Below are 25,086 nucleotides of genomic sequence, written 5' to 3' on the forward strand. Positions count from 1 at the left end.
ACGACGAATTTTTTCAAGAGAAATACTTCTAAAACTCAATAATAATTGGAAGTATCATCGGCTTTCTTTTCGTCTGGGCAAATAAATATTGTCCTACTGATTTCTTCACTTGACGCTTAATCCTTCCCCAATCATTGCGATTACCCTCGCGCTGCTCATTCACAGTTTTCGTTACTAGCTGATTTACTTCTTTTAACAATTCCTCATTATCTTTCGCATATACAAATCCTCTTGTTATTGTATCTGGTGGAGAGAGAAGGCTTCCATCTCGTTTCCCCATCGTCAAAATAATAATTAACAATCCATCCTCTGATAATTGCTTACGGTCACGTAATACGATATCCCCAACATCTCCGACACCAATTCCATCTACATAAGTATTTCCAGCAGGAATACTTCTAGTTTGCCGAGCAATACCGTTTTGGATATCAACTACATCCCCATTATTCATAATAAATGTATTCCCAGGTTCAACACCTACGGATTCCGCAAGCATTTGATGATGATGGAGCATGCGATACTCCCCATGAACAGGAATAAAATATTTCGGCTTCATAAGAGTTAACATTAACTTCAAATCCTCTTGACTTCCGTGCCCAGATACATGCATACCTGTCGTACTTCCAGATCCATAAATGACGTTTGCACCAATGGAATATAGATTGTCTACTATTCGCGTAACATTTCGCTCATTTCCAGGAATCGGGCCAGCAGCTAAAATAACCGTATCCTCTGGCAATATTTCCACCCCTCGGAAATTCCCACTTGAGAGACGAGAAAGTGCTGCATTTGGCTCGCCTTGACTACCTGTACATAATATAGCGATTTGTTCTGGAGGAAACTGTTCGATTTGGTCAGACTCAATAATCATACCTTCTGGAACATCTAAATATCCTCTATTCATCGCTACTTGTACAACATTTACCATGCTTCTGCCTAATAATACGAGTTTACGATTTGTTAATCGAGAAGCCTCCACCACTTGCTGTACACGATTAATATTGGAAGCAAATGTCGATATGATAACCTTTCGTTTAGCTTTTTGAAACGCTTCGTAAACATGTTCTCCTACTTGTTTTTCGGAAGGTGTTAAGCCGGGACGTTCTGCATTGGTACTTTCTGAAATAAGTAGCAATACTCCGCCTTCTCCAATTTTTGCCATTTTATGAATATCTGCATATTGCTTGTTTACAGGTGTTAAATCAAATTTAAAATCACCTGTATGGACAACCGCTCCTTCCGGTGTATAAAATACCGTTCCTAAGCAATCAGGTATACTATGGTTGACACGGAAAAAATTCACCCGTAAATTATTAAACGTTAAACTACTATTTGAATCAATTGCAATTAGCTCCGATTCCCTTAATATTTTATGCTCCTTTAGCTTTAACTCAATTAATCCTAATGTAAATTGTGTTGCATAAACTGGGACATTCAGCTTCTTTAAAAAGAAAGGGATTCCACCTATATGATCCTCATGTCCGTGTGTCACAATAAGTGCGCGTACTTTTTCTTTATTTTCTACTAAGTAGCTAACATCTGGAATGATCAGGTCAATGCCTAATAGACTTTCATCGGGAAACTTATTCCCACAGTCAATGACAACAATTTCCTCTCCATATTGAATGGCATACATATTTTTCCCGATTTCATTTAATCCACCTAGAGCAAATACCGATAATTGTTCATTCGTACTCATTTTTAAATCCTCCCAGTCCTTAAAACTGTCATTATTATGCACGAACAATCTTTCCTTTATGTGATTATGATAGCCATCATCCAAAAGGAAAAAGCACGAAATTAGCATGAAGTGCAAAATACGAGGAATTTCTTATGTTTTTATTTAAATTTCATAAAAAAAAACGAGTATAGAGTGTATACTCGTTTTCATACTTATTCTTTTGAATAGTTAAATTCAATTTCATCGAATGCTTCGTTATATTCTACAACTAAATTGTAGTCATTGAAAAACCATAAATCCGATGCCTCTACGTAAAATTCAATTCCTTCGGATATCGTACTTACTGCCATATCAATCGGATCGTTATCTTTAGTAAAGCCTAGAGAATACCCTTTTTGAATCGGACTTGATCCGTATATTTGTGTAAAAAACTTTACTTTATCACCTTTTTGTATCCCGATTTCTTCCTGAAACCAAGCTACTGCAGCTGGACTAATTGTAATATTCATGTTTTCACTCCTTATCAGAACTATCATCATGTACGCAAAATTCTTATGTATTCTTCTGATTCCTTGATTCTTTGTGTAATTTAATTTCATTTTACCGTATTCATTCGGATAGATAAACTATATCACATATAGTTTATTTACCAACTCAGTGTAATGTCATAAATTAGCAACAATTTGATTACACGCTATTTTTCGCGAACTTACCATCAATTTCTACTGTTTCAAAAATATTAATAAATGCATCCTTATCATGCTTACGAACAATATTTTTAATTTGAATCGTTTCATAGCGAGTAACAACCATCATAAGAATTTGTTTTTTTTCTTGTGAATAACCGCCGGCACCTTCCATAATGGTCATACCTCGATATACAGAAGCAAGAATTTCCTTACGAATCGGCTCTCCTTTAGATGTCACAATTTGCATCGTCAATTTTATATGATCGGTATAGATAGTATTGAGCATTTTTCCGGTAATATAGATAGATAATAAAGTATAAAGTGCAATATCCCAATTAAAAACTGCACCAGAAATAATGACAATTATACCATTCATCGCAGTTAATAATAATCCAACACTAATATTGCTATTTCGCGAAACAATAACTGCAATAATATCCAAGCCACCCGATGTACCAGAATATTTCAAAATAATTCCAATTCCCACTCCGCTAATAACCCCACCAAATATTGTGGAAAGTAAAATATTATCTGTAATCGGCATTACCGGTAAAATATACATAAAAATCGATAGCGAAACGATGCTAATTAATGTATTAATCGTTATCTCTTTTCCTAATTTATAATACCCTAAAATAACTAATGGTAAATTAAATAAAAAATTTAATAAACCAATACTAACTGGCGTAATGAGGCCAAATAAGATGGCAATTCCACTTATCCCACTACTGAGTATCCCAAATGGGATAAGAAAAAAATTAAATGCAAATGCCACAATTAACGACCCGCCAACCACAATAACATTTTTCATATCCAACCTCCATTCCACGAACCTATTCAACTTTTTCAAAATAACTAGTCAATAAATTAGTATTAGCAAGCAATCTTTATATGTTTCATAAAAACAATAGGTTTATTATTCATAGCATTCTTTATATTAGAAAAACAATTGCCTTTTAAGCTATTTTTACTAATCTATCATTTTTTATGGTGATTGTTCCCTATTACTCACTAACCATAAAAAAATGCCCCATGCAGGGACTATTCATTCGTATCTAAATCACACAAATATGTATGTAGAGAAACAATAACTGCTATCCTACAGCTTTCCCGCATTATTTACTCAAAAAATTTCATTTGGATAAATAGTAACAATTTTTTCCATTACGTAATGTATATTACCGTTTAATTTAGCAAACGAAAAAATGCCTGTCAATATGTTTTATTAATATAATATTAGTCGAAAAATAATGGGTTTTCAAAAGAAAGAAATTACTATTTACACTGCTTATATTTCACATAATAAAGACCTATCTTCGTATCGGTTTCGTGAAATAAAAAAAGCCACCATACAACGGCAGCAGTTGTCTATGATAGTAGATCTATATTTTTCTATTCCCACTCTACATTATGTTCACTTGCTAGCTCTTCAATTTCCACTACATATGTGTTTATTAATTCTCTACCTTCCGCAAGCAGTTCATTTCCCTCTTCTACTAAATTAATATCTTGATCCTCTAGTGCTGTAACAAATAATTCAAATGCTTCTAGCTGCTTTTTCGCCCCTTTTACATATCCATCATGGATTACTTGTAGCTCTTCTGTTGCAATGTCTGCATGCTCAAGCTCATCGATAAAATCTCGATAATTCGGAACTACCTCTTTTGTTAATGCTTGATGCATCGTAAAATCATCCGTGTAATTTACTCCAGAAACATTTTCGTATGCAGTAATAGAAACATTTTCCAAGTCATATGCTTTTTGCATTTCCTTATTTACATAGTTAAGCAAATCATCATGTACGGTAACCTCTTTATTTACGCACCCAAACAAAATCCCAGCCACAAGAAATAAAAAAAGGACTAGCAGTTTTTTTATCATTATCTCCCCTCCTTGAAACAATATATGGCGTTATAAGTAGTCCAGTGTTAATAAATTTCATTTAAACAGAAAAAAAACTAGCACATGCAAGTACATGGCTAGCCAATAAAGCTGATATTAATTATTTATTTTTCTTTAAAGTGTATTCTAAAGGGTTGTTTGAAGTCAGGAGACGTAAATACTTAAAAATTGGGAGTTTATGATGTTCCTTCTCATAACGTTTCATTTTTCCATCAGATACTGCCTTTTTAAAATACACCTAGCTTTCCAATACGCTTGACCGCTTCTACTAATCGAACCTCATCCATTAACAAGCCGACCCGTATATAACCTTCACCATATGCTCCAAAACCATTTCCAGAAGCAACTGCCACATCTGCTTTCTCTAATAACAAATCGGTAAATGTCTGACTTGTATATCCAGCAGGAACCGGTAACCAAGCAAAAAATGACCCTTTCGGTGCATCTACACGCCAGCCTATATTATGACATGCCTCAATAAAGGCATTTCTACGACTTTCGTAGCAATTTACGAGATCTGCCACACTTTGTTGAGCACCTGTTAAAGCAGCTACAGCAGCTTTTTGGATTGCCGGAAATAAACTTACATATAAATGATCCTGAAGTAAATTTAATGATTCGATTATCGTTGCATTACCAACAGCAAAGCCTACCCTCCAGCCAGCCATATTATAGGTTTTCGATAAGGTATACATCTCGACCCCAATCTCTTTCGCACCTTCGACCTCAAGAAAACTAACCGGTCGTTGTCCGTCAAAGCCGATAGCACCATAGGCAAAATCATGCATGATTGTAATATTATGACTCTTCGCGAATTGCACTGTTTCGATAAAGAATTTTCGATTTGCCGTAGCACCTGTCGGGTTATTCGGATAGTTTAAATACAATAATTTTGCTGCTTCCTTTTGATGGAAAGGAATAGCCTCATAGTCTGGTAAATAATGATTTTCTGCAAGTAATGGAAATGTAGCATATTCCACATTTGCAAGAACAGTTCCGGATAAGTAGTCAGGATACCCTGGATCTGGTAATAACATTAAATCTCCTTCATTTAACAGGCACATTGGTAATTCTACTAATCCCGATTTAGCACCGAATAGGATTGCTACTTCACGCTCTGGATCAATTTTTACACCATACTCCCGGTTATAAAATGCACTGACTGCCTGTTTCAACTCAAGAGTTCCACGAAAAGGAGAATATTTATGAGTTTTGGGATCATTTGCTGCTGCTTGTAATGCTGTTACAATATGTGGCGGTGTCGGTTGGTCCGGATTTCCTTGCCCTAAATTAATAATATCTCTTCCCTCTTCTATTGCTTTATTTACTTTTTCTACTAAGCTCGCAAAAAACTGTTTCGGAAGTTTTTTTAGTCTTTCAGAATAGTCCATTATACTCCCCTTATATGTTGTTAGATTTTTTTGATTTGCAATTTTATCCTAAATTTTATAATCTTTAGTTAAAAATGTCTAGAGGGTGATATTTTTGAAGATTGCTTGTGTGCAAATGGATATTCAATTTGCTAATCCAGAAAATAATTTTACAGCAATCACTCGGTATGTTGAGGAAGCCGCGAGAAATGATGCAGATATCGTCGTATTCCCAGAAATGTGGAACACCGGATACGCACTTGATAAACTAGAAAGTCTTGCTGATTTAGAAGGCGAAGCTACAAAAAAATTAATCGCTAGCCTTGCACAAATATATACTATTAATATCGTTGCTGGTTCTGTTTCAACTAAAAGACAAGATCAGTTTTATAATACGATGTATGTTGCCAATCGCCTCGGGCATATCGTAGCGAAATATGATAAAGCACATTTATTCAAATTAATGGAGGAACATCTGTTTTTACAACCAGGGAAGAAAACGAATATTTTCCAGCTAGATAATACCATTTGTGGCGGTGTAATATGTTATGATTTACGGTTTCCGGAATGGATACGAAAACATGTTTTATCAGGTGCCAATATTATATTTGTTCCTGCCCAATGGCCAGACAAACGAATTGACCATTGGCAAATCCTTCTGCAGGCACGAGCCATCGAAAATCAATGTTATATTGTTGCCGTAAACAGAGTTGGCGAGGATCCTAATAATAAATTTAATGGACATTCAATGGTTGTTGCACCTTGGGGAGAAATACTATTACGTAATCAAACCGATTCCGGAATCTTTTATACTACCCTAGATCTTTCAGAAGTAGATCGTGTTCGAAATACTATTCCTGTATTTTCTGATCGTCGGGAGGAACTGTATCAATAAAATTTATTTGCCAATTGAAAATTCATTTTTGAATTATATTATACATTACTAGATTGACATATTGCAGAACTGTAGCAAATGATTACCATTCATAATTTAACTTGTAGCTTTATGATAATAGTCAGTACTTTAAAGTAAAACACCCCAAGAGCGTAATTGCTCTTGGGGTTCGTTTAATTAAACAGCATACTTCCACTACAATCCATACTTTTACCGCTTGCAATTTATCATACCTTTATTGGTTAATGATGATGGTGATGGTGATGATCTATCGCAGCTTCTGTGTTTTTACACATTACAGAGTCATCATGAGGATGTTCACTACTTTCTATTTGAATAGTAATATGATTAATTCCCTTATGCCCAAGGTCATGTTCAATTTTTCGTAAGATTTTTTGACTTTCACTAATCGATAAATCCCCATTCACTACTGCATGACAACTAAACGCATTTTGTCCACTCGTAATACTCCAAACATGCAAGTCATGAATACTAATAATTCCTGGTATTTTTTCAATAGTTTTCACTATTTCCTCGATATTGATATTTTTCGGAGTTCCTTCCATCAATACGTGTAGTGCTTCCGAAGTTACTCTCCATCCACTATTTAAAACAAGTATTGCTACTATTAAACTTGCTAATGGATCCGCCCAGCTCCATTGAAAGAACATAATGCATAAGGCAGCTACAATTGCCCCAACAGATCCAAGCATATCGCTAATCACATGAAGGAAAGCTGCGCGCAAATTCAAATTATCTTCCGTATCTCCGTTTTTTAACATATACCAGGCAACGATTATATTTATTAATAATCCGATAAAGCCAATTGTTAACATCCCATTAGCTGCAACCTCAGCTGGATTATTAAAGCGACGAAAAGCTTCATAAGAAATAAATAGTGCGATGATTATTAACGCTCCACCATTAAAAACTGCTGCCAATATTTCAAATCGTTTATATCCATAAGTTTTACTATAGCTTGCTACTCGATCACCTAAAGTAAAGGCCAATAAACCAATACCTAGTGATATAGAATCACTAAGCATATGCCCTGCATCTGATAAAAGTGCTAAACTATTTGTTAAAAAGCCCCCCACAGCTTCCACTATCATATAACTTGTTATTATGATAAAACTGATTAATAATACCTTTTTATTCGCTCCATGGCTATGATTATGGTTATGCCCCACCGTAATGCCCCCTCATTAGGTTTACTTATCTTTACACATTTAGAGAAAATCTTGTTACTTTATTTCCAAAACACATTTCATTGTTTTATTGATGCTTCGCATGTTCAATGGATTGCTTTAATAAGTTAAATACATGTTCATCATCTTGAGAATAATATAACGTTGTCCCTTCCCTACGATATTTTACAAGTCGTAAGTTCTTTAAAAACCTTAATTGATGGGATACGGTAGATTGTCTTAGCTGTAGGTTCTCAGCAATTTCATTTACGGAAAATTCTTTTTGCAAAAGCAAATGGAGTATACGTACCCTCGTCGGATCACTTAATGCTTTAAACGTTTGCGATACTTCAAACAAAGTCTCTTCATCTAAACTAAGCGCATTATCTACTTCCACTATCTTTTCATCCTTCATCATCATCTACTCACTTTATCTATATTCTTCTATGTATATATTAACATATGCTCATATAATAAACTATAGAATATTTCCTTTAACTTAAATGAATTTCATTCTTTTTCTCTATTGATTCATTCGAAAAGGAAACATATTAAATGAAGGAAAGCCACTTAAATTTCCGCCTACTTTTTCTAGCTAAATCCGCAATTATCGAATAAAATAACAAATATGTTAAAATGAGCATGTACAAGATTTCTTCTGAAAGGAGCTGCAAAATGCAACCAGTTAGTTTATTTAAACAAAAATACCATATTGATCTACGGGATGTAGATTTTAATAAACATTTAAAACTTAGTGTTTTATTTAGCTATTTTCAAGACATTGCTAGTCTCGCCTCAGAAAATTTAGGCTATGGAATAAATACGCTGAAGGAAAAACACAATGTTACTTGGATATTAATGCGCATACGGGTAGATATTATAAAAAATCCGATGTGGAATGAAGAAATAGTGATTGAAACATGGCCATTAGAACCAAATCGTTTAAATTTTGAACGAGATTATATTGTCCGTGATATGGATGGCAATATCCTTATTCGCGCTGTATCCTCCTGGGTGGTAATGGATATTACCGAGCGAAAGCTAAAAAGAAGTGATGTTATTGGCATTTCCTATCCAGAGATTATTAAAGACCGTGCCATTGATTGTAAACTAGGAAAACTTATGGATAATGGGAAGCTTGAAGAAGTGTATCAGAAAGTGATTGGTTATAGTGATATTGACTTCAATGGACATATTAATAATTCTAAATACGTTGATTTTATTATGGATTGTTTCCCTGTCGAAGATCATAAAAATCATCGTGTAAAAAGTATAGAAGTTAACTTTATTAACGAAGCATTACCAGGTGATATCATTACATTACATCGAGACCTCACGGCAGTTGCTAAACATGAAATCTATATTGAAGGCCAAAAAAATGATCATTTAACCACTGTTTTTAAAGCAAAGGTTTTAATCAATTAATAAAATTGGAATTATCGATGGAGCAAGGGTGATTTCCTATGAGAGGAGCATCCTTGCTCTTTTCTTTGTTATCAATTCCCTCGATATTGTGTAACACCAAATGATTGATTATAATCATATCCGTTGAAATAAATGTCTAAATCATGGAATAAACGATGAAGCATTCTCATTGCCCACCGATCATCACTTTCTAAAACAATGTTAGCATAATGTTCAATTTGTCCGATATCCTCTTTTATAGCATCATCAAGAATGGATATACCTTTAATCGATTGTAAAATTTCTTCTGCTTTTTCCTTTTGCTCAGAATAGCTCGCAGTGTCGATTCTACCCCAGCCAAGCGTTTCATTATAAAAATCATGATAGTTAGAAATAAAATCATGTCCATTCATTCCGTCTGCCAGTGTAACAATGGATATATCGGCAGGTTTATTCACTACTTCTTGACTTTCTCCTTCCTCTTGCTCCTCTTTCTCGGTCGATGCCACCTTTTCGTTTGCATCTGATGCTTGTTTATTTTCTAATGGGGATGTTAAAAAGAAATATGTGGCAGCCCCCCCACCGCCAATTAATAAAATTACGAAACATGTCCAAAAAATGATTTTTATCATAAAACCATTTCCACTCCCCAATATTAAAATTATGTATATACTAAATTACTTTATTCGAAAAAACGAAATTGAAATTAACATAATAATTTTTCAAATTATTTTAATTGTACCATATGAACATTTTTGTTTCATTTGAAAAATGGAAAACGAAAGAAGCATTTTGGACCTCAATAAAAAAACTACCTTCCATTTGGAAAGCAGCTTATACATAATCATTTGATTAATATTTTGCTAAAATACTATAGTTTACATAATATAATTACAATAAACATTGGCGTGGATTGTATTAATTTCCACTTCTAACCCCATAAATAATACATGCGACCCCGATAAATACCCAAATAATTTTAGTGAATGAGATTCGATCCACTAATCCAAGTAAACCAATAGCTGTCGTTGTAATGAGAATTAATGGTCCTACTAAAGCTAAAGTACTATTAATGGCTAGTGCTTTTTCGATATTATTCACCTTTAAAATGATCATAGCAACAATGATTTCCAGACTACCAGAAAAGATACGTAATACGGCCATCCATAAAACTGCCTTCTCTACTAATTGAAACATTATTTTGTCCTCCTAAGCTTTTGCTATTGTAAATATATGCAGCATATGAAAAAAAGGACAAGTTTCTTCCTTAGTAAAGCCTATATTCGTAGGTTCGGTTGTTATTTATGAAATAATATGTTGTATTCCGTCTGCTACTATTTAACATGTAATATTCATCCATCATTCAAACTATTTTTGTATTGTAGTAAATATAAAAGACCTGTATTTCGACAGGTCTTTGCTAAATAATATTGCCTATAATCGTTTAATTTTCCATATATCATTTGCATATTCTTGTACGGTTTGATCGCTCGAAAATTTACCTGAGTAAGCTATATTGTTTAAGCTCATATTTAACCAAGTAAAACGATCACGATACGCCTGCTCCACTAACTCATGGGTTTCAATATATGGTTCAAAATCCTTTAGCACAAAATAGGGATCATTATGATAAAGAATATTATAATAAATATCTTTAAATTCCATGTCATGTAAACCAAATGCACCTTTATTTAATTGATCTAATATTTTTCGCACCCGATCATCGGTATGATAAATATCTCTCGCTAAATAGCCACCATTTTGATAATAATTCAGCACCTCATCGGCAGTTAATCCAAAGATAAAAATATTGGAGTCCCCAACTAAATCATGAATTTCAATATTTGCTCCATCTAACGTACCAATAGTTAATGCCCCATTCATCATTAGTTTCATATTACCTGTACCAGATGCTTCCTTACTCGCAGTAGATATTTGTTCACTTACGTCTGCAGCTGGAATAATTTTTTCAGCTAAACTAACATTATAATTTTCTAAAAATATAACTTTAAGTTTGCCTTGAATAGCAGGGTCATAATTCACGATAGATGCAACGGTATTAATCAACTTGATTACTTCCTTTGCTAAATGATAGCTCGGCGCTGCTTTTGCACCAAAAATAAAGATCCTTGGTGTCATGTCGATCGATGGGTTTTCTTTTAATTCATTATATAAATAAATGATATGAAAAATATTGAGCAATTGTCGTTTGTATTCATGGAGCCTTTTTATTTGGACATCAAAAATCGATTGTTCATCTACTGTTATCCCTGTTCGATCAAAAATAAAATTTGCCAATGCCTTTTTATTTTCAAGCTTCACTTGATCAAATTTTTCTAATAAGCCACGATCTTTCGTGTATTTTAATAGACTGATTAGTTGTTTTGGTCGTTTTATCCATTGTGTGCCAATAACCTCACTGATCAGTGTTGCTAGTTTTGGATTTGCTTGCAAAAGCCATCTTCTATGGGTGATGCCATTTGTTTTATTATTAAAGCGGTCCGGAAAAATCGTATAAAAATTTTTCATCTCTTGTTTCTTTAATATTTCCGTATGGATTCGTGCAACACCATTTACACTAAAGCTTCCAACAATGGCCAGTCTAGCCATATGTACTTGTTCGTATGCAATAATAGCCATTTCCGGTATTTTGTCTCTTAATTCCGGATAATCAAACCATATCCCTTGGCAAAAGCGTTCATTAATCTCATCAATAATCATATATATTCTTGGAAGTAAGTAATTAATCATCGATTTCGGCCATTTTTCCAAAGCTTCACTCATTGTCGTATGATTCGTATAGGCAAATACCTTCGTAGTGACCTTCCATGCATCCTCCCAAGAAAAACGCTCTTCATCCATTAATATTCTCATCATTTCGGGAATAGCCAAGCTTGGATGTGTATCATTTATTTGTATGACTACTTTTTCTGCTAATCTACTTAATGGCAATTGAAAGTCTTTCTTAAAGTTTTTGATTACATGCTGGATTGTTGACGATACGAGGAAGTATTGCTGCTTTAGCCGTAATTCTTTTCCTTCATAACTGGAATCATCTGGATATAAAAACCCAGAAATTTGCTCGATTGAATGCTGATGGTCTAATTCGTGGAAATATTTATGATTGCCTTCGATCCCATCATTTTCTTCAAAATACGCCTCCGCACTCCATAATCGAAGCGTATTTACCACATTATTCTCATAACCAATAATAGGAATATCGTATGGTACAGCCATTACTTTGTCAGTATTTTCATATTTAAATTCTAATGAACCATCTGTCCGTTGAAGCATATGCACTTTCCCATGAAATTGCACATGCACTGCCTCATTTTCTTTTCGATGCTCCCACGGATATGGATCTTTTAACCAATAATCTGGTAATTCTACTTGATTCCCGTGGATAATGCGCTGCTCGAATAATCCATACCGATATCGAATGCCATATCCATGTCCAGCATATTGAAGCGAAGCTAGGGAGTCTAGGAAGCATGCTGCCAATCTGCCAAGCCCACCGTTGCCGAGTCCCGCATCATGCTCCTGTGCATAAATCATTTCTGGGTTTCTTCCTAATTTTTGCAATGCAAGATCTGCTAACGGCAATAATCCGCAATTTAATAAATTGCTTTTTAATAAACTTCCAATTAAAAATTCCATTGACAAATAATACATTTGTTTACTATTTTTTTCTTTATATTTCTTTTGTGTCGCAACCCACGCTGGAACGATTTCCTCATTGACAATGGAGGTTAATGCATAAAAAATCTCCTTATTACTTGCTTCTGAAACTTCTTTCCCGGTGTCTTTCATTACGTTCGCCTGTAGTTTTTCCATAAACAATTCCGCTGTATACTCACCCAAGCGCAAGCCTCCTAACCATAAATTGGGGTTGGCAATAGCTGTTGGTACAATTCCATATGCTCTAAACTGGAATCCTTCCAGCTAAATTGACTTTTATTTACGTTACGAATTAATTGTTGCCAATCTGTTGGACTGTTATAAATGGCAAGCGAATATCGTAATACATATAACAAGTCGTGCGCGTTATAATTAGAGAAACTAAACCCATTTCCCTCGCCAGTTATTTCATTATACGGAATCACAGTATCCTTTAGTCCTCCCGTCTCTCTTACAATTGGGACGGTTTTATATTGTAAAGCAATTAATTGGCTTAATCCACAAGGCTCAAACTTTGATGGCATAATCAAAAAATCTGCCGCTGCATATAATTGTCGGGCGAGACCTTCATCAAAAGTAATTAAGGCACGTGCCTTATTCGGAAGACTCTCTGCAATATCGCGAAAATAATTCTCAAATGCTTCTTCACCAGTTCCTAGCACGATAAACTGAGCATCCTCTTGGAGAAAATCTGCTAATATCCGTTCAATTAAATGAATCCCCTTTTGTTCCACTAATCGAGAGATAATGATGTACATTGGAATCAATCCATCTTTTGGTAAACCTAATTTTTCTTGGAGCGCAATTTTATTTTCCATTTTCTTTATTCTAGCAGAACGATAATTTACCGGAATATATGGATCTGTTAATGGATTATATTCTTTTGTATCAATCCCATTAATAATTCCCATGAGGTCAGTTACTCGATTTTGTAAAAGATCATGTAATCCTTCACTATAATAAGGATCCAAAATTTCTTTTGCATAGGTTGGGCTGACCGTTAAAATTCTATCCGCATGGAAAATCGCTGCTTTCATACAATTAAGCATTCCTTGCCATTCCATCCCACCAATATGTTCCCTAGAAATAGAAAAAAAGTCATCAAACGTATTAAGGGGCATAACGCCTTGGTATTTTATATTATGAATTGTATACACTGTTTTCAAATTAGGAACAGGATTGACAATTTTCGCTAACGCAACTGCTATTCCCGTTTGCCAATCGTGGGCATGAAGAATCTCTGGTGTGTAATCCAGATGGGATAATGCTTCCATGATAGCATGTGAAAAGAAAACAAATCTTTCCCCATCGTCATAGTATCCATATACCCCTTTTCTCGTAAAATAATAGTCATTTGCAATAAAATAATAAACGATTTGATTATGTTTTAATGTATAAATAGCTGCAGACTGATTTCTCCAGCCTAGCTTTACATCAAATGAAGTAACATACTCCATTTGCTCTCTCCATAATCCATCGATTTCATCATACATTGGTAGCATGACACGAACTTCAACATCCCCAATTTCCTGCAAACTTTGTGGCAGTGAACCTATGACATCTGCTAATCCACCTGTTTTAATAAAAGGTGTGCATTCAGAGGCTACAAATAATATATTTTCCACAGTGTTCTCCCCTTTCCACTTATCACTCGAAATTACATGAGACATTACGACAATTAAGTATTATGTTTAAAAGAATCTTTAGCAGGGTAAATATTCATACTTTTGGATAGTTATATAGGATAATTAAATAACTTGTCTTTTTGCTACAACAAACGGTTTTTCAGTCGTACCAATTATTTTTTGACCGTTTTTTACCCGAACATCTTTATCTAAAATGACATTTTCCAAATAAACTCCCGTCCCGATCGAACAACGCTGCATGATAATCGAATTCTTAATCGTGGCACCTTCCTCAACATGAACTCCCCGAAATAAAATACTATTATCCACTTCACCATCAATAACGCAACCATTAGCTAAAATAGAGTTCTTCACATTCGCTGATTTTAAATATTGTACTGGTGGATTATTGGAAAATTTAGTTTGGATAAACGATGGCTTATAAAATAATTCCCGATAATTATCCTCACATAATAGATTCATATTATGTCGATAAAAACTTTCAATTGTGTTAATAAATGCACTATATCCGGTATGTCGATACGTTTGAATCTTTAATTGGTGTAAGTTATCTTTAATTCCGTTCATGAAAAAATGATTTTTATGGAAAGCAATACATTGGTCTACTAATTCCATTAAAATATCTTTATTAATGATATAAACACCCGTAAACAATAAATGATTTCGTTTATCATTTGTAATGTTTTGAACCCAGCCAATATCGTCCGCTTCTATTCTAAAATATGGTTTATGCTCATGCTGTAAGTTTTCAATATTAGTAGAAATTAACGTAATATCAGCATTTCGATCTAAATGGAATTTAAAAGCATCTGTATAGTCCGTATTCGTTATAAATTGACTGCCACTAACGAGGACATACTTGCAGTTACTACGATTAAAATAATCTCGGTTATTATGGAAAAAGCGCAAATCGCCTTTCGATTGATCGGAAGGGTCATTCCAATCAGGTGGTAAAATAAACAAACCTCCGTTTCTTCTATCTAAGTCCCAATTATCACCTGTACCAAGATGATCCAAAAGCGAACGATATTTATTCCGAACAAAAACGGCTATTTCCTCAATACCAGTATGCACCATATTAGATAAGGGAAAATCAATTAATCGATATCTACCTGCGAAAGGTATCGAAGCATTATTACGGAAATAGGTTAATTCATTAAAAATGTGATGCTCATGCTCAAGATTAATTAATCCCATCAAACGATCCATTTAATTTTCCCCTCCTCTTACAACCAGCTTTGCCTCTAAAACTTTCTGGTTGATGACAATCGGTTCTTCCATTTTATCTGTTCGAATGATGGTACCTTCCGGAATGACTGTATTCTCCATAATAATCACTCGTTCTAATATACAATTTTTCCCTATTTTTACACCAGTGTGAATAATAGATTGTTGAATATAACAATTCTTTTCAATTTCTACATTTGTTGAAATTACTGATTCCTCAATCGTACTTCCACCGTAAATAAAACATCCGTCATTAATAAGAGAATTATTGATTTTGACAGTGCCACTTATAAATTGGGATGGATAGTTAAAATTATTGGTATAAACTCTCCATTGTTTATTGTCTAATTGAAGCTGACATTCCTCCTTTAGAAGGTCCATATTTGCTTCCCAATAGCTTTGTACTGTACCGACATCTTTCCAATATCCGTCAAATCGATAAGCATATAATTTCCGATTGTCACAAAGCATTGCTGGAATGATATCTTTCCCAAAGTCATGACTGGATGCTTTCTTTTTTGCATCTTTGAGTAAATATGCTTTTAACACCTCCCATGTAAAAATATAAATTCCCATGGAAGCTAAATTACTTTGCGGTAATTGTGGCTTTTCCTCGAATTCAAATATGCGCAAACTATCCGTTGTGTTTAATATGCCAAACCGAGAGGCTTCTGCCCACGGTACTTCAATTACCGAAATGGTAGCATCTGCTTTCGTTTCTTTATGTTGATCCAATAGCTTTTGGTAATCCATTTGATAAATATGGTCGCCTGAAATGACAAGAATATATTTAGGATTGTATTGACTAATAAAATGAATGTTTTGATAAATAGCATCTGCTGTCCCTGAGTACCAGTCTCCACCACTTTTCGCTGTATATGGAGATAAAACGGTAACTCCTCCATTATGCCGATCCATATCCCACGGTTTTCCGTTGCCGATATGCTTATGAAGCTCCAATGGAGAATATTGTGTAAGTACCCCAACGGTATGAACACTTGAATTAGCACAATTACTTAAAGTAAAATCGATAATTCTATATTTACCACCAAAAGGCACTGCAGGTTTTGCAATATCATTAGTTAGAGCGCCTAATCGTTTACCTTCTCCACCAGCTAATAACATTCCAATACATTCCTTCAATAGATCTCCTCCTCTTCCTTTCTATCAATACATGTAAAAACAACAATGGCTAATGGTGGAATCATAATTTTAATATGCTGCATAAAACCATGCCATTTTTGCGGAAAACTAAAATGTTTTTTATCATTGCATTGACCGGAACCACCATACTCCAATCTATCCGAATTGAAAATTTCTTTATACATGCCAGGAATAGGTACACCGATTTTGTAATCATAATAAACAGAAGGTGTAAAATTACAGACAATGATTAATTGCTCTTGAGGATTTTCACTATTTCTTAAAAACGCGATAATGCTTTGGTCTATATTATGAGGATCTATCCATTCAAATCCTCTTGTATCATGATCTAATTGGTAAAGCGCGGGATTTTCTAAATAAAAATGGTTTAATTCTTTTACATATTCATGTAAGGAGGCATGCAGTGGATAATCAAGCAAATGCCAGTCCAATTGTTCTTTATATTTCCATTCTGCATAGTGACCTAATTCGCCACCCATAAATAGCAGCTTTTTTCCTGGATGACATATTAAGTAGCCATATAATAATCGTAAACTGGCAAACTGTTGCCACTGATCACCAGGCATTTTATCAAGTAACGATTTTTTTCCATGAACTACTTCATCATGAGAAAGTGGAAGAACATAATTTTCTGAAAAAGTATACATAAAAGAAAAGGTTAATAAATTATGATGCCATTTTCGATAAACTGGGTCTTTTTTCATATATTCCAATGTGTCATTCATCCAACCCATATTCCATTTAAAATTGAACCCAAGACCACCAGAATGGGTTGGTGCAGTTACTAATGGATAATCTGAGCTATCTTCAGCCATCATCAATACATTTGGTTCATAGGAAAATACTACTTCATTTAATTTCTTGATCAACGCTACTGCCTCGAGATTTTCTTCTGTTCCAAATGCATTATAAATTTTTTCTTCTTCATTTCCTCGGTCAAAATTTAAATAAATCATACTGGCAACCGCATCTACGCGAATCCCATCTAAATGAAATTCTTGAATCCAGAAAACAGCATTGGAAATCAAGAAGCTTTGTACCTCTGGTCTTCCAAAATCAAATGTTAATGTCCCCCAAAGTTTTTTTTCTGCCTTTTTCGGATCTGCATATTCATAAACTGGTAAGCCGTCAAATTCTCGTAAGCCAAAATCATCTTTACAAAAATGTCCTGGCACCCAGTCCATAATGACTCCAATATTATGTCTATGACATTCATCTATAAAATATTTAAGTTCATTTACACTACCATATCTTGAAGTTGGGGCATAATATCCTGTCGTCTGGTAGCCCCAAGATAAATCGAACGGATGCTCTGTTATTGGCAATATTTCTATATGGGTATATCCTAGTCTCTCAACATACGGAATTAATTGTTCAGCTAGCTCCTTGTAGGAATAAAAATCACCATCCTCGGTTTTTCGCCAGGAACCTAAATGTACTTCATAAATTGAAATCGGGGAGGAATAGGGCTGAAATTTCTTTTTTTTCACTTGCCACTCTTCATCCCTCCACTGATAGGTTGAGTCTTTTATTGTAATAGAAGCCGTCCGTGGCCTGAGTTCTGCTTGAAAAGCATATGGATCAGCTTTTAATAACGTTTCATCTCGATACGTTTTTATTTCGTATTTATATGGCACAAATGCTTCGATATCTGAAAAAAATCCAACCCAAAGACCTTCATTGGTGATTTTTTCTAAAGGATGACTATTCCCCCTCCAGTTGTTAAAATCTCCAACAACAGAAACTTCTTTAGCATTTGGTGCCCAAACTGCAAATCGAAAGCCTTCTTGACCTTTCCATTGGAGGAAATGAGAACCTAAAAGCTTATAACTGTTGTAATTGGTTCCTTGATGAAATAAATAAATATCCTGTTCAGATACGTTGTAGTGCATGAAGTTCTCTCCCCCCTAAGCTGAAACAGTGTGAGATTTTTATAATTTCTGCTATATTTTACTTGTTTGAATATTTATAATTATAGTACTTTAACGTGTTATTTCAATATATTTTCCAATATACTTTTCGACATTTTCTAAATTATTTAAAAATATTGATATATTTTGTCGAAACACCTATTTATCTAGCAAACTGGTTTAATGTAACAGAAAAATGGTTAACTTAATCTTAATACTATGTAAGCAGAAAGAAGCTAGAAAAATATACTGAAGATAGGAATCCTTTTAATGAGGTGTTCATTTGTGACGAAAAATGTTGCTTGGATCGATAATATATATGCATTAACCGTTTGTTTTGCTGATGATGTTAGCATACGGCATAATGATGCTTTACCCTATATTTATTGGAAATCGGCGAATAAACGGTTTCTCGCCCGGATTGATAAATTTTTGAATGATAGAACGGTACAAGTAATTTATGAAGAGGAATTACCGCTTGGAGAACAGCTATTTTTACAATGGGATGACTTAACGATACCGGTTTATCCAAGAAATATCGTAAGAACAAAATGGTTTGAAGAACATTACACAGCACCTGATGAAGAATTGGGCGCATTATGTAGTATTGATGCTACAACATTTACGATTTGGGCACCACTTGCAACAACTGTTAACATCATTTTGAATAACGCTCAATATTCCATGAAGAAAAAAACAAAAGGAATATGGACGCTCTTCGTTAACGGTAACTGGCATGGTGCTTCCTATCAATATGAATTAATGATTAATGGTCAAGTCGTCCGTGTCAATGATCCGTACGCAAAGGCAATGACTGCTAACAGTTTATTTGGAGTGGTCGTTAATTTATCGAAAACATATCAAATGCGTGTAAATAAACCAGTCATCAAACATTTACAAGACTCCATCATTTATGAACTGCATATTCGAGATGCAACTAAGCATGAAAATAGTGGCGTAACGAATAAAGGTACCTTTCTTGGGTTAACTGAAAAAGACACATTAACAACTAATGGATATACAACAGCACTTTCTTATATAAAAGAACTAGGAGTTACCCATGTGGAATTACTACCAATTAATGATTTTGCGAGAGTTGATGAGCTACAGCCAGACTGCCAATACAACTGGGGATATGATCCACTATATTTTCAAGTTCCAGAGGGAAGCTATTCTACATTCCCTAATGCCCCTATTGTTCGAATTAATGAATGTAAACAAATGATTGATTCATTACATCAAGAACATATTTCTGTCATTATTGATGTAGTGTTTAATCATGTTTATATCCAAAAATCAATAGATGAAACAGATTTCGAAAAGATAGTCCCTGGCTATTATTTTCGCTATCATTCTGATGGTCAATTAAGTAATGGTACTGGTGTTGGTAATGATATTGCCAGTGAGAGAATAATGGTGCAAAAGTTCATATTAGATACTATTGATTATTGGCTACGGTAGTATACTGTCGATGGATTTCGTTTTGATTTAATGGGCTCACTAGATATCGACACAATGAAGAAAATTGTTGCAAGATGTCTAGAAGAACAGGCTCCGACTATGTTATTAGGTGAGGGCTGGGAGCTTCCGACAGCACTTCCAGCTGAAAAAAAAGCAACAATAGGAAATGCACGGCAATTGTTAAATATTCGATTTTTCAATGATTACTTTCGGGATACTATTAAAGGAAGTCTCTTTTCCGATGATCAAGGATTTGTTAATGGATCAGGAAGATTTATCGAACGAATGCCCAGCCTAGTTACTGGATCTTGTTTAGAAGAATTCGGTTCCCCTTTTGTTCCTGATGTTAGCCAGACCATCAATTACGTTGAATGTCATGATAATCATACCCTTTGGGACCGGTTATTATTAACAAATCCGCATGAAACGGAAATAATAAGAAAAAAAATCCATCAATTAGCGACTGGAATAACGTTATTAAGTCAAGGTGTACCTTTTCTACATGCTGGTCAGGAATGGTTTCGAACGAAGTATGGGGATGGTAATAGCTATATTTCTAGTGATCAAATCAATCAATTAGATTGGAATAAACGTGAACAGGAACAGCAGTATATCGAATTTGTTAAATCACTAATTCTGCTCCGGAGGCAGTATCCTGTCTTTCGGTTACGGTCCAAGGAGGAAATTAGAAAACGTATTCATATAGTAAAAGCTCCCGCTCCTGTATTCGGTTATACATTATTAGGTGAAAATGAGGATTTTACCGTCTATGTTAATCCATCCAATGACATGTATCCATTGCATTTGCCTTCTTCCGGAAAGTGGAAAATAATGATTTCTAACTTGCAAAATCATCGCGATAAACACGAAATCAATGGGGAATATACTACGATAAACGGTTATGAATTGCTTGTTTTAAAAAAATCCTTTTACGGAAAATGAAAAAATGAATACTTAGATAAAATAAAATTTTGTACATTTCTATTTACATTTTGGAAAAAATAGAATAATATAGCATTAATAAATAACGGAAAGCGAGGGATGTATTATGAAAAAAAGTGTAAATCAAACCTTTATGCAACTAAATACTTTAGCACAGCCCTCGTTTCGGACGAATTAGTTTTTACCTACTCTTAATGAATTGGTAGATCCCGTGGGCTGTGCAGGCTCATGGGATTTTAATTTTATTTAAAGACCGTATGAGCGGTCTTTTTTTCATGAAAAAATTACTTTTTCCATTAGGAGGAAATATCATTGAAATTAACAGAATTAGGTTGGAATGAATCATTACAAAATTATTTTGAAGAATACAAACAAACTGATTATACATTTGGACGTGTAGTATTAGAACATAAAAATGTGTATCAAGTAATAACAGAAAATGGAGAATTTTTATCCGAGGTATCTGGTAAATATCGCTATCATGCACTATCAAGGGAGGATTACCCTGCAGTAGGTGATTGGGTTGTACTCTCAGAACGTTTACAGGAAGGAAAAGCCACCATTCATGCAACACTTCCAAGATTTAGTAAATTTTCACGAAAAATTGCTGGTTTAACGACTGAGGAACAAATTGTCGCGGTAAATGTTGATACCGTATTTTTAGTCCAATCACTAAACCAGGATTTAAATCCAAGAAGATTGGAGCGCTATTTGTTAATGGCTTGGGAAAGTGGTGCAAACCCAGTTGTTGTTTTAACGAAAGCAGATTTATGTGAAAATATTGCTGCTTTTACAGGAGAAGTTGAATCTGTCGCCTTTGGTGTACCTGTTCATGTCATTAGTGTTGTTTCTGGACTCGGTTTAGCTGAATTATCTACCTATTTTGCACCAGGAAAAACGGTAGCGCTTTTAGGATCATCGGGTGCAGGAAAATCTACGTTAACGAATTATTTACTTGGTGAAGCGAAACAGCTCGTTCAAAATATTCGTGAAGAAGATGATAAAGGTCGACACACTACCACTCACCGAGAGCTCATTCAACTGCCGACTGGCGGATTAGTCATCGACACACCAGGAATGCGCGAGCTTCAATTATGGGAAGCTGAATCCGGATTATCGTATAGCTTTCAAGATATTGAAGCATTGGCCCAACAATGTAAGTTTCGGGATTGCACCCATCAAAAGGAACCAAATTGTGCTGTTCAGCATGCCATCCAAATAGGATTATTAGAAAAAGAACGACTGCAAAGCTATAATAAATTACAAAAAGAACTTGCCTATCTTGAAAGAAAAAATGATAAACGGGCACAATTAGCAGAAAAAGAAAAATGGAAAAAAATCCAAGCTAGTGTACCTAAAACAAAAAAGCGATAAAACAATTGTAGGAGCTTTAGCATTTATTTGCTGTAGCTCTTTTTTTTCTCCTCGTTTCCATTTCATTTTCCATTTATCACGACTTTTCCCATCTATATTTTAACGTTATTTAAAGAAAATAATACTGTTTCACATCAATGTTAAAGGAGGCAATCCGATGGGAAAAAAATTAGTAACGTCCTTCGCCACAACAATGCTTTTGCTTGGATTAACGGCTTGTAATGGAAACGACAATGATAGCGCCCTTCCAACTAGCTATAACAATAATAACCAGAACAACGGGCTAGACACCGTATCCAACAGAATGAATACAAGATCCTATTTAAACAACTTTAGAACTCAAGATGGTAGCTATTACCCATCAAGGGTGATAAACAATACCGACAATACTACTGGTAGAAATACAGGTAACGAAGACGATAATCAAATTAATCAAAACGATAGAAATAAGCTGGAAGATATTTCTGCAACAAATACGGACACTTCGAGTAATAAATATCCGCATACAAGAGCAGTATTAATTCAGGATGCAAAGTACAAATATGTCAATATTAACGAAAATGCAAACACCAATCAAAACAATGACTGGGGAAATACGATAAAGCAAAAAATAACAGAAAGATTTAATCAGTTCAAACAAGGCGGAAATCAACAACAAGCAAATCAAAACACTCAAAATACAGAACAACAGCAAACAGAAACAACACAAAAGCAACAAACAGCACAAAATAATCAACAACAAGCTAATCAAACACAACAGCAGCAACAGGCTGCACAGCAACAAACAGAGCAAGCTAAAAAACAAAACGAAACAACAGAAAATGCACAAGGCTCCACAAGTCAATACGTACAGCAAGTAATTGATTTAACAAACCAAGAAAGAAAAAATGCAGGTCTTGCAGCTTTAAAGGCTGATTCAGAATTAAATGCCGTTGCGTTAAAGAAATCACAGGACATGCAGCAAAACAATTATTTTTCTCACACTAGCCCAACATATGGTTCTCCATTTGATATGATGCGTGACTTCGGGGTAGATTATCAATCAGCTGGAGAAAACATTGCACAAGGACAACGGACACCACAAGAAGTAGTGGATGCTTGGATGAACAGCCCAGGGCATCGAGCAAATATTTTAAATGCAAAGTTTACTCATATCGGGGTTGGGTTTGAAGCAAGTGGAAACCATTGGACACAAATGTTTGTAGGCAGATAAATACAGTGCAAATAGAAACACTTGAGGGTAAGCTTCAAGTGTTTCTCTAATTCCCTCTAGAGGGAATCCTTTATGGATAATCCTAAAATCTTCGCAAATGCAATCGCCTGGCTTGTATTCACTTCACACCCTGCCAATTCCTCCAATGTTACGATTAACCGTTCAAATGTACAAGTACTAATATCCACTCCATTTAAGGAAGTATTAGAAAAATTCACCTCATTCAAATCACATTGAGTAAATCCAACATTTTTAAAGCTTGCTTCATAAAATTCTGCATTTCGAAGCAAGCAGTCCTGGAATACTACTTGTTTCAAATCAGCAAATCCAAACGAACTAAAGTTTGTTTGGCAATTAGAAAATTGGACATTTCGGATCGTCGATTCGGAAAAATTTGTCCCTAATAATTTTGAATCATGAAATTCTACTCGATGAATTGCTCCATTGCTAAAATCTGTGTTAGATACATCACATTTATCAAATATTACATCAATCAATTCGATGTTTCGAAACGTAGCTTCTTGGAAAATTACATTTTTAAAGATGACTTGTTCAAAAACCATTTTTTGTATATCTTCCCCATAAATGGTTTCTCCTTCAAAGACACATTGATGGAAAAATGTGTCCCCGGAACCTTCAAAATTTCTCGTTTCTAATCCCTTAGGTATTTTAGGTTTTTGTATTTTTATTTTGGACATAAATTTCCCCTGCTTTCTCCGGTATTCTCTTTTTCCTATGTAATCATACGTTCGTCATTTTTACAACTAAAATAGTATTTTTTGCAGGACAAATACTGATTAATGAAGAATTAGTATCTACATCAAAGACTGGAGGGGTAAACATGTATCAATATTTTCATGGACTTGTTATTCGAGAAGGAACAGAAGATATTCCACCAGAAAAAGTAAAGAAATTATTCGAAGATGTTGGTTGGTCTCGACAAGATTTACCTTCCTGGCAAATTGAAAAATTCCGCTATATATTGGAAAACTCTACATGGGCATTTACTGTATGGGATAAGGAGCAAATGATTGGGATGGTTCGCGTCGTATCAGACAAAGTGATGATGGCTACGATAATGGATTTAATTGTCGAGGAAAACTATCGAGAAATGGGCATTGGAAAAAAATTAGTAAGCCTTTGTTTACAAAAGCTTCCACACGGTGACTGGTTTGCACATACTTCTGCAAATAATTTTCCTTTCTATGAAAAATGCGGATTTACGATAAATAATTTAACGAAAAATGGGACATGTGTTTATTATGGTTATATTCAAGCGAGAAAGGATGGCCATCGTATAAATTAAAAAGAGCAACCGAGGATTCTCGATTGCTTTTTGCTTT

General features: G+C 34.6%; 22 protein-coding genes. 7 read left to right on the top strand and 15 right to left on the bottom strand.

Features of this window, described 5'->3' with window-relative positions:
• Nucleotides 1–28 precede the first annotated feature (28 nt).
• From OEV98_RS00335 to OEV98_RS00355, 5 genes are all read right to left on the bottom strand, one after another.
• Nucleotides 29–1,699 (bottom strand): ribonuclease J, encoded by a 1,671-nt coding sequence (locus tag OEV98_RS00335; RefSeq protein ID WP_263071138.1) that lies wholly within the window; start codon nucleotides 1,697–1,699, stop codon nucleotides 29–31.
• A 194-nt stretch (nucleotides 1,700–1,893) separates the two neighbouring features.
• A complete protein-coding gene (locus tag OEV98_RS00340; protein ID WP_263071139.1) occupies nucleotides 1,894–2,190 on the bottom strand; it encodes a HesB/YadR/YfhF family protein in 297 nt (98 codons plus the stop codon).
• A gap of 178 nt (nucleotides 2,191–2,368) precedes the next feature.
• Nucleotides 2,369–3,181, bottom strand: coding sequence for a YitT family protein (locus OEV98_RS00345; protein ID WP_263071140.1), 813 nt, complete (start codon nucleotides 3,179–3,181; stop codon nucleotides 2,369–2,371).
• 581 nt (nucleotides 3,182–3,762) lie between these two features.
• The gene (locus OEV98_RS00350; RefSeq protein ID WP_263071141.1) at nucleotides 3,763–4,251 is read right to left on the bottom strand and encodes a hypothetical protein; all 489 of its coding nucleotides are present in this window, start codon (nucleotides 4,249–4,251) and stop codon (nucleotides 3,763–3,765) included.
• A 248-nt stretch (nucleotides 4,252–4,499) separates the two neighbouring features.
• Nucleotides 4,500–5,663 carry a pyridoxal phosphate-dependent aminotransferase gene (locus tag OEV98_RS00355; RefSeq protein WP_263071142.1) on the bottom strand — a complete coding sequence of 388 codons (1,164 nt, stop codon included), beginning with the start codon at nucleotides 5,661–5,663 and terminating at the stop codon, nucleotides 4,500–4,502.
• Nucleotides 5,664–5,757: 94 nt separating this feature from the next.
• Between OEV98_RS00355 and OEV98_RS00360 the strand changes: the two genes are divergently transcribed.
• Nucleotides 5,758–6,537, top strand: a complete 780-nt coding sequence (locus tag OEV98_RS00360; RefSeq protein ID WP_263071143.1) for a carbon-nitrogen family hydrolase — start codon at nucleotides 5,758–5,760, stop codon at nucleotides 6,535–6,537.
• A gap of 242 nt (nucleotides 6,538–6,779) precedes the next feature.
• Here OEV98_RS00360 and OEV98_RS00365 read toward each other — a convergent pair whose 3' ends face one another.
• Both OEV98_RS00365 and OEV98_RS00370 read right to left on the bottom strand, forming a co-directional pair.
• Nucleotides 6,780–7,727 carry a cation diffusion facilitator family transporter gene (locus OEV98_RS00365; protein WP_263071144.1) on the bottom strand — a complete coding sequence of 316 codons (948 nt, stop codon included), beginning with the start codon at nucleotides 7,725–7,727 and terminating at the stop codon, nucleotides 6,780–6,782.
• An 85-nt stretch (nucleotides 7,728–7,812) separates the two neighbouring features.
• A complete protein-coding gene (locus tag OEV98_RS00370; protein WP_263071145.1) occupies nucleotides 7,813–8,139 on the bottom strand; it encodes an ArsR/SmtB family transcription factor in 327 nt (108 codons plus the stop codon).
• A 260-nt stretch (nucleotides 8,140–8,399) separates the two neighbouring features.
• On the opposite strand from OEV98_RS00370, the gene OEV98_RS00375 reads away from it, so the two are divergent.
• Nucleotides 8,400–9,149, top strand: coding sequence for an acyl-[acyl-carrier-protein] thioesterase (locus OEV98_RS00375; RefSeq protein ID WP_263071146.1), 750 nt, complete (start codon nucleotides 8,400–8,402; stop codon nucleotides 9,147–9,149).
• Nucleotides 9,150–9,220: 71 nt separating this feature from the next.
• Here the strand turns inward: OEV98_RS00375 and OEV98_RS00380 are convergent, their stop codons facing one another.
• The 7 genes from OEV98_RS00380 to glgB form a co-directional block, all read right to left on the bottom strand.
• Nucleotides 9,221–9,760, bottom strand: a complete 540-nt coding sequence (locus OEV98_RS00380; RefSeq protein WP_263071147.1) for a hypothetical protein — start codon at nucleotides 9,758–9,760, stop codon at nucleotides 9,221–9,223.
• Nucleotides 9,761–10,046: 286 nt separating this feature from the next.
• Complete coding sequence (locus OEV98_RS00385; protein ID WP_263071148.1) at nucleotides 10,047–10,325, bottom strand: YqhV family protein; 279 nt, start codon at nucleotides 10,323–10,325, stop codon at nucleotides 10,047–10,049.
• A 237-nt stretch (nucleotides 10,326–10,562) separates the two neighbouring features.
• Complete coding sequence (locus OEV98_RS00390; RefSeq protein ID WP_263071930.1) at nucleotides 10,563–12,962, bottom strand: glycogen/starch/alpha-glucan phosphorylase; 2,400 nt, start codon at nucleotides 12,960–12,962, stop codon at nucleotides 10,563–10,565.
• Nucleotides 12,963–13,000: 38 nt separating this feature from the next.
• Nucleotides 13,001–14,431: a glycogen synthase gene (locus OEV98_RS00395; RefSeq protein WP_263071149.1), complete on the bottom strand. Its 1,431-nt coding sequence runs from the start codon at nucleotides 14,429–14,431 to the stop codon at nucleotides 13,001–13,003.
• 123 nt (nucleotides 14,432–14,554) lie between these two features.
• Nucleotides 14,555–15,661, bottom strand: coding sequence for a glucose-1-phosphate adenylyltransferase subunit GlgD (glgD, locus tag OEV98_RS00400; protein ID WP_263071150.1), 1,107 nt, complete (start codon nucleotides 15,659–15,661; stop codon nucleotides 14,555–14,557).
• The gene (locus OEV98_RS00405; RefSeq protein WP_263071151.1) at nucleotides 15,662–16,822 is read right to left on the bottom strand and encodes a glucose-1-phosphate adenylyltransferase; all 1,161 of its coding nucleotides are present in this window, start codon (nucleotides 16,820–16,822) and stop codon (nucleotides 15,662–15,664) included.
• Nucleotides 16,819–18,735, bottom strand: coding sequence for a 1,4-alpha-glucan branching protein GlgB (glgB, locus tag OEV98_RS00410; RefSeq protein ID WP_263071152.1), 1,917 nt, complete (start codon nucleotides 18,733–18,735; stop codon nucleotides 16,819–16,821). Before glgB ends, OEV98_RS00405 begins: the two co-directional genes overlap by 4 nt.
• 303 nt (nucleotides 18,736–19,038) lie before the next feature.
• On the opposite strand from glgB, the gene OEV98_RS00415 reads away from it, so the two are divergent.
• The 4 genes from OEV98_RS00415 (at nucleotide 19,039) to OEV98_RS00430 (ending at nucleotide 23,743) form a co-directional block, all read left to right on the top strand.
• On the top strand, nucleotides 19,039–20,214 hold the full coding sequence (locus OEV98_RS00415) for an alpha-amylase family glycosyl hydrolase (RefSeq protein WP_263071153.1): 1,176 nt from the start codon (nucleotides 19,039–19,041) through the stop codon (nucleotides 20,212–20,214).
• A 54-nt stretch (nucleotides 20,215–20,268) separates the two neighbouring features.
• Nucleotides 20,269–21,156 (top strand): hypothetical protein, encoded by an 888-nt coding sequence (locus tag OEV98_RS00420; protein ID WP_263071154.1) that lies wholly within the window; start codon nucleotides 20,269–20,271, stop codon nucleotides 21,154–21,156.
• A gap of 312 nt (nucleotides 21,157–21,468) precedes the next feature.
• Nucleotides 21,469–22,530 carry a ribosome small subunit-dependent GTPase A gene (rsgA, locus tag OEV98_RS00425; RefSeq protein ID WP_263071155.1) on the top strand — a complete coding sequence of 354 codons (1,062 nt, stop codon included), beginning with the start codon at nucleotides 21,469–21,471 and terminating at the stop codon, nucleotides 22,528–22,530.
• Nucleotides 22,531–22,687: 157 nt separating this feature from the next.
• The gene (locus OEV98_RS00430; protein WP_263071156.1) at nucleotides 22,688–23,743 is read left to right on the top strand and encodes a CAP domain-containing protein; all 1,056 of its coding nucleotides are present in this window, start codon (nucleotides 22,688–22,690) and stop codon (nucleotides 23,741–23,743) included.
• A gap of 56 nt (nucleotides 23,744–23,799) precedes the next feature.
• On the opposite strand, the gene OEV98_RS00435 is transcribed toward OEV98_RS00430, so the two are convergent.
• Nucleotides 23,800–24,441 (bottom strand): pentapeptide repeat-containing protein, encoded by a 642-nt coding sequence (locus tag OEV98_RS00435; protein ID WP_263071157.1) that lies wholly within the window; start codon nucleotides 24,439–24,441, stop codon nucleotides 23,800–23,802.
• Nucleotides 24,442–24,584: 143 nt separating this feature from the next.
• Between OEV98_RS00435 and OEV98_RS00440 the strand changes: the two genes are divergently transcribed.
• On the top strand, nucleotides 24,585–25,049 hold the full coding sequence (locus tag OEV98_RS00440; RefSeq protein WP_263071158.1) for a GNAT family N-acetyltransferase: 465 nt from the start codon (nucleotides 24,585–24,587) through the stop codon (nucleotides 25,047–25,049).
• Nucleotides 25,050–25,086 lie beyond the last annotated feature (37 nt).

The organism is Perspicuibacillus lycopersici (assembly GCF_025660475.1).
In the GTDB taxonomy this organism is placed as follows: Bacteria; Bacillota; Bacilli; order Bacillales; family Caldibacillaceae; genus Perspicuibacillus; species Perspicuibacillus lycopersici.